The following is a 12533-nucleotide window of genomic DNA, read 5'->3' on the forward strand; positions in this document are numbered from 1 at the left end:
CCCTTTTTATTCTTCATTTTTTTCCTTTTTATTGCGAATATACGCAATTACGACACCAAAAAGTATAAATACACCTAACCAAATCAACTTGCTGTTAAAGACATCATTTGTTTTTGGAAAAATACCCGTATGTGGTTTTTTCGTTTTCGGAATTTTTCTGCGTTCTTGAGTATTGACAACCTTAAGTACACCGGCTTTTTGATTGTAACTTGTCTCACTTACTTTGAAGAAAATTTTTTCTTTGCTTCGCACATAACCAGTTGGTGCTTTAATTTCTTCTAATTGGTACGTACCGTAAGCAAGTCCGCGAATTTCAAATTGGCCGTTTTTATCGGAAATTAATTTCACTACATTGTGATTAGTTACATCATTTGTCCAAGTAAAACCGTTTTTTTCCTGATTCAAGTAATTACCTTTTCTGTTTAATACCACAAATTCTGCATTAGCTAACTTTTTACTGCTATCGAGTGCATCAACTTTCACAAAACGTTTTCCGCCCGTTTTTACATCGACTTCTTTCACAATCTTGTCAAAATCTGTATCCAGAGAAGCTGTATTCACAATTTTGGCATCAACTTTGTCATGGCTCATTAACGTATCTGTATACGTGACCACAATCGTCTTGCCTTCGTAGGGTTCCAATTTCTTCATATCGTTAAAGTTGAGTTCAAAGCCATGTTGCCGAATTGTTTTTTCAAAGAGGGCAGAAATATCTTTCCCATCAATTGTTACAGATAAGGATTCCGGATTAAAATGTAACACTTCGTCTGCTTGGTCAGTGACTTTATAAAACTTGTAATCTGTTAAATCTGCCGGAACCGTCGTAGTAACGGTAAACGAAATTTTATCGCCAAAATTATAATTTGCCTTGCCGTCTGTCACGACTTTTGTGAATCGAGGTGGAATTGTCGTTTTCCGCTCATTTTTTGGATACAAATGAATTTTACTCATGACTTTATCACCGTCATAAATTGGTAATACCACCACTAGATCTTTGGACTTTTCCTTAATATAATCAGGCGCTTTCGCCTCGTGAAATAGATAAACTGCATCTTTACCATCAGCTTGTGTAGAAGTAGACGATAGTGAAAAAGCTAATGTGCCATCTTCTCCGCCAACATTTTGTGTCACGCCTGTAGCAACTCGCTCTTTATTCGGACCAAGTTTTGCAAGTTGCTCTTGCGCTTGCTCCACCGTCAAACCTTGTTGGCGTAAATCATAGAACTTACGTGAAACATCAAAAACATCAAAGGTTACATTATTTAAGCCGTGATAATTTTTTAACAATTCAGCATGTTGATCGTCAATTTTCCCTGTATTTTTTGTATCCTGTGGTAGCTCTCCTTCTGGAAATGCAATCTTGTGTAACACAACTTGAATTTGAGTCGCCTTATTTTGATTGGCAGGAGTCATCCCCATCAACAAAGGCAAGCATAAAATAATACTGGTAAGGGTAACTAGAATTTTTTTCATTTAAGCTTCCCCCTTACTTTTATTGCGTAAGAAGTAATAACCGCCAGCCACAACGAGAGCCAAAGCTCCAACACCGTAAATTAGCCATACACCCATGCCACCCGTAGCAGGAAGTGGGACTTTAGGTTTGTTTTCGATAGAAAAAGTAATGGTATTATTTTCTTCTTCAGCTCCTAATGAAACGCTAGGTTGAATAGCCGGATATGAAGCGTCTCCTATATAATCAACAGTGACCTTACCAGCTGAATCAATACTTATTTCAAAATAGCCAGTCAATTTGTTATATCCCTCTGGCGCAGTTTCTTCTTTTAAATAGTAGGTTTTACCCGCTTGTAAAGCTGACAATTTTTCATTGAAATTAAAGACTATTTTTCCATCACTATCTGTAGGATTAGACATAACCGTATTTTTAGGATCTACCTTACTATCTGATAAACTAAAAACAGCACCTTTAATTGGCTTTTTAGATACATTATCTATTTTAGTTAAATTAAGATTGAAGGCTTTTAAGTGGTTGGTGATGGTTAAACTTAGCCCATTTTTTGATTGCACCACTCTTTTATCGGTATTTTCAGCAAGTTCAATTTTTTTATCTGGGGTTACTTCAAAGTTAATTAGTAGATTATCTCGGTTATACCCTGCTTGTGCTTTTGTTTCTTTTAATTGATAATTCCCTGGCGTCAAACTTTTAATCGTAACGACACCATTTTTATCTGTTGTTACGTCTGATAGAATCACTTTATTGTCTTTGCTTAAACTAAAGTGTGTGTCAGCTAAAACTTGACCGTTATCCCCTTGCTTTTGTAATTTCAAATTTACTGTATTTAAAGTATTGGTGAATTCAAATAAATTGTCATCTTGCTTAGACTGGACAGTCATTTCATATCCTGGTATTTTTTGTTCGTCTACTGAGTAAGTAAAGTCCTTCCCAACATTATTAAATTGAGGTAGGTAATAATTCTTATTATTCTCATCTTGGACTTGTGTAATATCAGTTTGAGACCAACTATTTTGGCCTTTTTCGCCGCTAAGCTTAAAGTAGCGACCCGCAAATGGATACTCTACTTCATTTGACCCATCTGCCTTACGACTTACGTCAAATAAAATACTAGCTGGACGAAGACCACTATCATTTTTGTCCCCTTCCCACTTTTTCGTAATATTCAATTTAACGCCGGGAGCTTTAACCGACTGAATGGGAAACGGCAAAGTCGTTAGTCGGTCTCCTAAAGGTTGTAACGTAGGTGGAGAAATAGGATTATCAACAAGATAGAAATAATCAGGTTTAAAATCTGGTCGTTCCGTATTGATGCGAACTTGATAGGTAATCGTAGCTGTTTCATCTTTACCTAGTGTTAAATCACCTAAGGTTATTTTTGTTGGTCCCTTAGTAAGCTGATCACTTATACTTTCATTTGCCAAAGATGGTGTCGGTTGAGTCGTCCCACTCTTTGTCTTCACTTCAGTCTTTATAGTTCCTGGCTGATATATAACATTCTCGCTTAGCTGATCCACAATCGTCCCTTTATTGATTGTTTTGTTAATGTCATCTGATACTTTTTGCAGCTTTTGGCTTAGTTCAGCTACTTTGTCTGCAGAAGTATAATAGGCATCGGTATCAGAAGGTGTTGCTAAATTTTTAAGGGTATTGATTGCCTGATTAGGTGTAGATAATGTTGGTACATCGCCGCCTCTATTACGTAATTTAACACCATTAGGATTTGATTCATCTTTTGTTAATTCAATTCCTAAAGTATAGATGGTAGTCCCTTTACTTTGTTCGAGTTTTGCCTGCGATATTGTAGGCCAAATATGATCATTTACAACATCAGTAACTCCACCAACTTGAATCTTATAACTCTGAAACGGAGTTTCCACGTCTTTTTTATCAAAAGGATTGCTACTGTCCCTATCATATAAGTGAAATCCAGGTCCTTTTGCTGGTGCCCCCAAACTAAACATTGTCTTTGTTCCATCGCCAGTTACATGAACTCCTTGAAAGTTATTCAAAATTCCTGGATATTCTTGGACAGGAAAACGTACATAATCCCCAGGTATTGACACAGGAGACGATATATTATCCTTTTGAAGAATAGGAATTTTTTTAGTAGTATCAATCCCCTCAGCAATATATGTTTGAGATGGCGCTCCATCATTTAGTAGTACCATAATCTTGTCGACTCCAGGTCTACCTTTTTCTAAAACTTTTCCGCCAACGATGATACCAGCTTGTAAATTGGTATTCCCCCCCCGACTACCATTTTGCCCTGGAATAGCATTAATTTGATTCTCCAATGTAGTTTTGTCAGAAGTAAGTATCGTTTTTTGATTAGCGTTCGTGTCGAACGTCACCAGTGATATATTTATCGGAGGTGTTGCATATGGTTTATTGTTCTCATCCAAATTTGCCATTAGCATAGATTCAACAAAAGATTTTGCAGCTAATTTTGCTGCATCAATTCGCTTATTTGAATACATACTGTATGACCTATCAAAAACTAAAACAATATCTAATGGTTTGGGCGGATTATAAGAGTCCCCTTTAACTTTTATAGTTACATCAAATAAGCCTTGCGTATCTGTTTCTTTAATACTTTTATGCAAATACGTATGTGCTGCATACTTATTTCCATTAAGCACAACATCGCCGCCATGATCTTGATAGCAAAGTCCATCTTTGTCTGCATTGTTATCTTTATAACTATAATTGGCAACATTTTTTGATATTTCCACATCAGATAAATTTTGGTTATTTGGATCTGCCACCTTATCGTTAACAAACACCCCTGATGGCGCATTATTTATCAGTTTGTTAGATGGATAGTCATAAGAAATAGTTTTATATTTAGGTTGTGCTCCATTAGAAATTGATGTATCTGTCACCGCGGCACTTCGTGTAATCGTCTGCGGAGTTCCTATTTCTGCGTATTTCTTCTCAGCTTCTTTTTTCGCTGAGTTGAACGTCTCTTCATCCACGTCGCCTAAATTTGTCACATCTTCACTCGTTTCTTCTGCTGTTTCACTAGAAGAAACAGTAGAATTAGAAGTAGTTGAAGATGAAGTAGTTTGTTCTGTTGTAGATTCTGTTTCATTTTCTTTAGCTACAGTAATAGGATATTCTTTAGAAAATACTGTTTCTTCTTTATTTTCTGCGGTATTATCAGTGAACATAATTTTTAAATTTACTCCCTCAACTACTGGTGTTGTAAATTTAATTAAATCATTTTTAATTGTAATAGAAGCTTCTTTTTCCACTACGTGACCGTAATCAGCAGCATTCTGATTTGTTTTCACTTCAAATAAATTGGTTGATTGCTCTTCTTTGACAAGTGTGGGCACAATAGCCGTTTTCTTTGCTACATCTGTCATTGAATAAACCAATCGTGTTGGACCTTTATTGTCATTTTTATGTATGTTGATTTGCCAATCAATGTGGTCTTCTTGGGTTTGATAATAAACAGCTGCCTTTCCATATTCATTATCAAATAATTGTTGTTCAGTCTTATCATCATTGGTTGTTAACGCAATAGCTGTATAGCCATTAGCAAATGACTGCACAAAAGGTAATAAGATAGTAACTAATCCCCAAAAAACAAACCATTTCCTTTTCCATCCTTTTTTTTCCATCGTTTCCACCCCTTTGACTAGTACGATACCCTCATTCTAGGGAGGAAAACACATATTCACAATTTCACAAAAAAATATTTTTTTTTAGAATAATGACAAAACGGCTGTTTTAAAAAAAAGAAAGAAATTATCAGTTATTTTACTAATTCTAATGTAGAAATTGTTCATACAGTATTAGGTTTTTTAATGAAATTCAAAAAGGCAAAACGTTATCTATCATACTTCACAAAACACCATAATTACAATACCTATTTAAAGTATTATTTTGAAGAATTATGAAATTAATTGATAATCTACATTTAAATAAGCTATTTATTTTATAAATACGAAAGAATAAATAACAAATAAATTAATTTATATATTATTTTTTTATTCTGTTTTATCACATCTGCTTAATTATCATCTTCTTCGCTATCATCACTTAATAATTTAAAATGGTTTTACAATTCCAATAATTTAAATGACTATTTCTTTAAATTATGAATTTAGTCCATCAATTTTCAAAAATAAAAAAAGCCGAGATCCTAAAAAGATCCCGGCTTTTAAATAATCATCAATTATTTAACTGTTACAGATGCGCCAACTTCTTCAAGTTTGCCTTTCAATTCTTCAGCTTCTTCTTTAGAAACTGCTTCTTTGATTGGTGCAGGAGCGCCATCAACTAATGCTTTAGCTTCTTTCAAGCCTAAGCCAGTTGCTTCACGAACTGCTTTAATCACTTTAACTTTTTGGTCGCCAGCTGAAGTTAATTCAACAGTAAATTCTGTTTGTTCTTCAGCCGCTGCACCAGCACCAGCTGCAGCTACAGCTACAGGAGCTGCTGCAGATACGCCAAATTCTTCTTCGATAGCTTTAACTAAGTCGTTTAATTCTAAGATTGTCGCGCCTTTTAGCTCTTCGACAATGTTTTCGATATTCAATGCCATGATTGATTTTCCTCCAATTTAAGTTGTGTAATTTTTTTATTTAGATTATGCGGCGCTTAGGCTGCATCTCCATCTTTGCTTTCTGCCACTGCGTTGACAGCGTAAGCCACATTGCGGACTGGCGCTTGTAGTACAGATAGCAACATAGATAGTAGTCCTTCGCGGTTTGGTAATTTTGCCAAAGCTGTGATTTCTTCTAAAGAAGCCACTTTACCTTCGATGATACCGCCTTTTAATTCTAATGCTTTTGCGTCTTTTGAAAATTCATCCATGATTTTCGCTGGTGCAACTACATCGTCGTTACTAAATGCAACGGCAGTAGGACCTGTGAAAACTTCGTCTAAACCTTCTAAGCCGGCTTGTTTTGCAGCGCGAGAAAGAATAGAATTTTTGATAACTTTCATTTCAACGCCTGCTTCACGCAATTGTTTACGTAAGTTGGTTACTTCTTCAACAGTTAATCCACGGTAATCAGCGATTACTACAGATGCAGCTGCATTGAATTTTTCAGCAACTTCGTCAACGATTTGCGCTTTTTTAGCGATTGCTGCTTCACTCACTTGTATTTCACCTCCTGATTTTGATGAACAAGAATTTAAGGCAAAGAAAAAAGCCTCTCCTTGTCACCGTAGACATAGAGGGACTATTGAATGTTCTTCAATAAATGTCCTCGGTAGGAAATTAAGACTTGCGTCACCTACTGTCTTCGGTACAGTTAATTATTAACCTTGACTACCTTACCACAGATAAGGTAGTCAAGTCAACGTTTAAATTACGTTTAATTAAAATGAAGCTTGATCAACATGAACACCAGGGCCAAATGTTGTTGTCACTGAAATGTTTTTGATATATTGACCTTTTGCAGCTGATGGTTTAGCTTTCACTAACACATCATTAATAGTTTTGAAGTTTTCAACTAATTTGTTATCTTCAAATGAAACTTTACCAATTGGTACATGTACATTACCAGCTTTATCAACACGGTAAGTAACTTTACCAGCTTTTACTTCGTTAACAGCTTTTGTAACGTCCATTGTAACAGTACCTGTTTTAGGGTTAGGCATTAAACCTTTAGGACCTAAGACACGACCTAATTTACCAACAGTAGCCATCATATCTGGTGTTGCCACAACTACGTCAAAGTCAAACCATCCACCTTGGATTTTTTGAACCATGTCGTCGTCGCCAACAAAGTCAGCACCAGCTGCTTCTGCTTCTTTTGCTTTTTCGCCTTTAGCAAAAACTAAAACAGTTTGTGTTTTACCAGTACCGTTTGGTAATACAACAGCACCACGAATTTGTTGATCCGCTTTTTTAGGATCAACGTTTAATTTGTATGCTACTTCAACCGTTGCGTCGAATTTTGCGATATTTGTTTCTTTTGCTAATGCAATAGCTTCTTCAACTGAGTAAGCTTTAGTTGTATCAACTTTTTTCAATGCTTCTTGCATTTTTTTGCTTTTTTTAGCCATTTTGTTTCCTCCTTGATGTGGTTATAACGGTAGAACCTCCCACGTGTCTCGTATTTTTCAATAGCGAGTAAACTGAGAAGCTACTTCCTCAGGGTGTAGAATTATTCTACAGTAATCCCCATGCTTCGTGCAGTACCTTCGACCATGCGCATAGCAGCTTCTACGTCAGCAGCGTTTAGGTCAGCCATTTTAGTTTCAGCGATTTCTTTAACTTGATCCCGCGTAACTTTTGCAACTTTTGTTTTGTTTGGTTCGCCTGAACCTTTTTCTACACCGGCAGCTTTTTTCAACAATACTGCAGCTGGTGGTGTTTTTGTGACAAATGTAAATGAACGGTCTTCATATACAGAAATCACAACTGGAATGATTAAACCTGCTTGATCAGCAGTACGGGCATTAAATTCTTTTGTGAAGCCCATGATATTGATACCCGCTTGACCTAGCGCAGGACCTACTGGTGGAGCTGGTGTTGCTTTACCTGCAGGAATTTGCAATTTAACGATTTTTTCAACTTTCTTTGCCACGAGACATACCTCCTTGAGTCCGTGATGTGGTTAATTGGAGATGAATATTTCTCCTCCCACGTACTTGTGTCACTACTTAAAAGTAAAGAACACAATTAAAAAATGCGTGTCGCAAAATAAGCGCGAATTACGCACACTGAAATATTATAACAAAAAATGCAAAGATTGCAACAAAAAAAGATTAACAAACTTAGTCTACTCTCTTGCAATAAGCCAAAATCTTGATAAATAATTTTTCAAATTTCTCAAGATTTTGACTTATTGTCTCTAGAAGTTAGTTTGATAAATTCGATATCTATAACAAATTTATTATCTATCAGCTAATTCACTAGCCGCCTCTGTATCTAAAATGAGTGTCAAATTCGGATGTAACTGTAAAATAGAAGCAGGAACAGCTTCTGTCACTGCGCCAAAGAATGCTTTTTTAACAATCGCAGCTTTCTTCTTTCCGTTAGCAAACATGACGAGCCGCTTTGCCGCCATTACGCTCTTTGGACCCATCGTGTAAAATTCATTGGGGACTTTCCTTAAATCTCCATCTACTTCTGCTGCAAGAGCTTCTTTTGCTGCTTGTGCTTGTGAAATATCAACAGCATAGGTCGTAGCACCAAATTTTGTCCAGCCAGGCATGTTGCCACAAAAATGACCATCTTCACCAATACCCATTAAAATTAAATCTAAGCCACCAGCTTCCTTTAAGCGTGCATCTTGTGTTTGCCAATTGGTTTCGTCTAAAGGATGTAACTGCTCTTTTTTGATATTAGCGGGTGAAAAATACAAATCATTTAAATTACGCATAGTAATGCCATAGCCTTGACTGCCCACAATTGGGATTTCGTCAAAATTATAATAATGAACATTCTCAAAATAAGGTCGCCCTTTTACTTGCGGCACCATAATTTCATAAAGACGTTTAGGCGTATTGCCAGCTGTAATAGCCAAATTGACCCGGTGATCTTCACTCATCAATCCCAATAAAATATTGGCGGTAGTTTGACTCATAGTTTCGTAATCTTTTTCAATAATTAACTTCATTAACACCACTCCTTCATTTTTGAAAACGTTTTATAAATTAATTATAGCGCAAAACAGATATTCCATGTAAATAAATTGTAGTTTCTGATTTTTTTTGCTATTATTGCGCAACTAAGCCGGATTGATATTTCAAAAAACTTATCTTTTTTATAAGAAAAACGAGCTTAAAAATTGTTATTTTTGTGTTAGACTACAAGTGCAGAAAGTGAAACGAGGTGCCTTCAATGGAACAGCTAAAATATCGTAGTGTTTTTGACATTATCGGACCTGTTATGGTTGGACCCAGCAGTTCCCATACTGCTGGAGCAGCTAGAATCGGGAAAGTCATTCGCAGTATTTTCGGCGAACAGCCTGAAAGTGTCGACATTTATTTATATGAATCTTTTGCCAAAACATATCGCGGGCATGGTACAGATATCGCCTTAGTAGGTGGTTTACTAGGAATGGAACCAGATGACACACGTTTGGCGGAATCTTTAAAAATTGCCTACGAAAAAGGCATGGAAGTTTATTTTATTCCTAAAAGTGAAAAGGCAGAACATCCTAACTCAGTTAAGATGATTCTTCATAAAGGTGATCGAACCCTATCAGTTAGTGGTAAATCAATTGGTGGTGGAAATATTCAAATCTCGGAATTAAACGGTTTTAAAATTTCCTTATCTATGGGAACACCCACCTTTATTACGGTTCATCAAGATGTGCCAGGCATGATTGCCAAAGTTACCAATATCTTGTCTAAACAAGGTGTAAATATCGGTACGATGACCGTCACGCGAGAATCCAAGGGCGAAAAAGCTATTATGATTATTGAAGTAGATGAGCCACAACCTGGTATTTGTGCGCAATTAAAATCCTTGGAATATATGTATACTGTTAATTATTTTGATTAAGGAGTATTATCGGATGTTTTATACAATTGCAGATTTAGTAGAACAAGCTAAAAATTATCCTTCTGTTGCAGATTTAATGATTGCTACTGAAATGGAAGTTACTGGGCGTCAAAAAGAACAGATTATTGCATTAATGGAACGAAACTTAACTGTGATGGAAAATTCTGTTGCTGAAGGGGTGATGGGTGTTACTTCTGTCACGGGTTTAACTGGCGGCGACGCAAAAAAGATGGACGATTATCTAACTAGCGGTAATTTTTTAAGTGGTGAAACCATTTTGAAAGCTGTCAGAAATGGTATCGCCGTCAATGAAGTGAATGCGAAAATGGGATTAATCTGCGCCACACCTACTGCTGGTAGCGCTGGAGTTGTCGCGGGTGTCTTACTGGCAGTGCGTGAGCGATTAAATTTAAGTCACGAAGAACAAGTAAACTTCCTTTTTACCGCAGGGGCTTTTGGATTAGTGATTGCCAATAATGCTTCAATTTCTGGTGCTGAAGGAGGTTGTCAGGCAGAGGTGGGTTCTGCCAGCGCAATGGCTGCGGCGGCTTTGGTTTGTGCTAACGGAGGCAGTGCGCATCAAGCGGCTCAAGCAGTTGCGATTACTTTAAAAAATATGATGGGGTTAATTTGTGATCCTGTTGCTGGTTTAGTAGAAGTACCTTGTGTGAAACGGAATGCACTGGGGTCTTCTCAAGCATTTATTTCCGCTGATATGGCGTTAGCAGGTATCCAAAGTGTTATTCCACCTGATGAAGTAGTGGCTGCAATGTATCAAGTTGGACGTCAAATGCCTTCTATTTTTAAGGAAACAGCAGAAGGCGGGTTAGCTATGACCCCTACTGCCCAGCGTCTACAAAAAGAAATTTTTGCTAAGCAACAATAACTGTTACTACTTCTTTTTGTATCGAATACAGCAAAAAAGCATTGTGTTTGTGTAATTGCAAACGCAATGCTTTTTTGATTAAACTAAGCAGATTCTTGTAAATCACGGCGGCTGTAACCAATAAAGCCAAGTAGGAATAAGCCACAACTAATTAATGTTATCACGATAAATCGTGTAAAATTGAAATCTGCAACTGGTAATTGTGGCAACCATTTTAATGCCGAAGTATGACTAAACCAATTTGGTAAATCTAAAATACCACCAAAATAACTAAGTGCAAAAGAATACCCAAGATAAGCATACACAACTTTCCCTAATTTAGGAGCAACCCCTAAGCAAAAGGCAGCTATGCCTGTAAAGAACAAAACAATCGGTAGAAAATTAAATCCCGCTTCAAAAAATTCTTGTATTGGCATCGTTGCATTTTTTTTCATAACGCTAACTGCAGTTACCCCTAAAGATGCTGAACTAAGAAAAATACCTGTTATACCACTGACTACGGCTAATAAAATACTAGTAGTATATAATTTTAAGCGAGAGACTTTGGTTGAAAACATTTGACTCATACGGCCACTATTTTCTTCTGTAAATAGTTTATTTGTAATAGCAACCGGTAAAATGACTACTAGCGCTATCATTACCATCATAATTGTTCCTGTAAATGACTCAGCTAAACTGCCACCTGAATGAACAAACATTTGTTTTACTAATTCGTTACCTTCCATGAAACTTTGCATATCTTGATAAATCGAACCATAGGCAGCTCCCATCACCGCAAAACCAATAAGCCAACTAATTATCATGCCAATATTAATTCGTATATACCAGCCTGGCACAGACAAAAGTGCTCGATTAGCATTTTTTCGTCCTTCCTTTTCTGGTAAATAGCCCGCATTGTAATCGCGTCTTCCTTCTAAAAAGAAGCTAAACAGTAGCACTATAAAGCTAAAAATAAGGCCGATGACAAGATAAAACCAATTATTTTCTGTAAATGGATAAGTTAAATAGATCCAACCCAGAGGATTTAATTTTGATAAATCTCCATTACTGATATCTGTCATCGCTCGTATCATATAAAATAGGCCGATAACACTTAAACTAGCTCCTGTTGCGCCAGCTGCTGTTGGCATAATTTGGGCAAATAACAAGCCTAAAGCAGCTCCTAAGATACCGGCTAAGGCTATGGATAACCCAAATAACACGCTACCTTTGAAATCAATACTAGTAGCACCAAACGATGCCATCAATCCTGCGATAATTATGCCTAAAATTAGATTAATTAAAACTGTTTCTAGTAAAACAGCCAACGAGTTGGCTTGACGTCCCACTCGAAAAGACCGAATCAGCTCTGTTAGCCCTTGTTCTTCTTCTTTTCTTGTATGGCTAATAACATGTAAAGCTGCTATTACCATTGCAAATATCCCACAAAACAGTAACATTTCATTGGCGTACATTGCACCAACAGTATATACTTTTGCGTCATTTATCGGTGTTGTCCCAATCATTGCAATCATAGCCGGATTTTGCATCGTGTGAAACATTCCCGCTAACCCTTGCCCTTTTGAAAGTTCTTCAAAAGCTGAGACAAAACCGCCACTAAATACACCTAATCCTATTAACCAAACAATAATTTTTTTCCAATCTCGTTTAAAAAACTGAAAGAATAATAAAGTCCATTGCGAAAATTTCTCTGCCATCCT

Annotated in this window: 10 protein-coding genes and 1 other annotated feature; of the genes, 2 read left to right on the top strand and 8 right to left on the bottom strand. The window is 36.6% G+C overall.

Annotated features, from left to right (window positions below):
* Positions 1-6 precede the first annotated feature (6 nt).
* From EsVE80_RS09735 to EsVE80_RS09765, 7 genes are all read right to left on the bottom strand, one after another.
* Entirely contained in the window at positions 7-1473 is a 1467-nt protein-coding gene (locus tag EsVE80_RS09735) for a SpaH/EbpB family LPXTG-anchored major pilin (protein WP_173103530.1), read from the bottom strand.
* Positions 1474-5100: a SpaA isopeptide-forming pilin-related protein gene (locus EsVE80_RS09740; protein WP_173103531.1), complete on the bottom strand. Its 3627-nt coding sequence runs from the start codon at positions 5098-5100 to the stop codon at positions 1474-1476. It abuts the gene before it with no gap.
* A 557-nt stretch (positions 5101-5657) separates the two neighbouring features.
* Complete coding sequence (gene rplL, locus EsVE80_RS09745) at positions 5658-6026, bottom strand: 50S ribosomal protein L7/L12 (RefSeq protein WP_173103532.1); 369 nt, start codon at positions 6024-6026, stop codon at positions 5658-5660.
* A 56-nt stretch (positions 6027-6082) separates the two neighbouring features.
* Positions 6083-6586 (bottom strand): 50S ribosomal protein L10, encoded by a 504-nt coding sequence (gene rplJ / locus EsVE80_RS09750; protein WP_173103533.1) that lies wholly within the window; start codon positions 6584-6586, stop codon positions 6083-6085.
* Positions 6587-6622: 36 nt separating this feature from the next.
* Positions 6623-6754, bottom strand: a sequence feature (ribosomal protein L10 leader region).
* A gap of 54 nt (positions 6755-6808) precedes the next feature.
* Positions 6809-7498: a 50S ribosomal protein L1 gene (gene rplA / locus EsVE80_RS09755; protein ID WP_173103534.1), complete on the bottom strand. Its 690-nt coding sequence runs from the start codon at positions 7496-7498 to the stop codon at positions 6809-6811.
* A gap of 101 nt (positions 7499-7599) precedes the next feature.
* Positions 7600-8022, bottom strand: coding sequence for a 50S ribosomal protein L11 (gene rplK, locus EsVE80_RS09760; RefSeq protein WP_173103535.1), 423 nt, complete (start codon positions 8020-8022; stop codon positions 7600-7602).
* Between the two features lie 309 nt (positions 8023-8331).
* Positions 8332-9057, bottom strand: a complete 726-nt coding sequence (locus EsVE80_RS09765) for a glucosamine-6-phosphate deaminase (RefSeq protein ID WP_173103536.1) — start codon at positions 9055-9057, stop codon at positions 8332-8334.
* A 224-nt stretch (positions 9058-9281) separates the two neighbouring features.
* Here EsVE80_RS09765 and sdaAB point away from each other — a divergent pair, with 224 nt between their 5' ends.
* The gene (sdaAB, locus tag EsVE80_RS09770) at positions 9282-9947 is read left to right on the top strand and encodes an L-serine ammonia-lyase, iron-sulfur-dependent subunit beta (protein WP_173103537.1); all 666 of its coding nucleotides are present in this window, start codon (positions 9282-9284) and stop codon (positions 9945-9947) included.
* Between the two features lie 13 nt (positions 9948-9960).
* Positions 9961-10833 (top strand): L-serine ammonia-lyase, iron-sulfur-dependent, subunit alpha, encoded by an 873-nt coding sequence (gene sdaAA, locus EsVE80_RS09775; RefSeq protein WP_173103538.1) that lies wholly within the window; start codon positions 9961-9963, stop codon positions 10831-10833.
* An 83-nt stretch (positions 10834-10916) separates the two neighbouring features.
* Here sdaAA and EsVE80_RS09780 read toward each other — a convergent pair whose 3' ends face one another.
* Positions 10917-12530, bottom strand: a complete 1614-nt coding sequence (locus EsVE80_RS09780) for an ABC transporter permease (RefSeq protein ID WP_173103539.1) — start codon at positions 12528-12530, stop codon at positions 10917-10919.
* Positions 12531-12533 lie beyond the last annotated feature (3 nt).

It is taken from the genome of Enterococcus saigonensis (genome assembly GCF_011397115.1).
Taxonomy (GTDB): domain Bacteria; phylum Bacillota; class Bacilli; order Lactobacillales; family Enterococcaceae; genus Enterococcus_C; species Enterococcus_C saigonensis.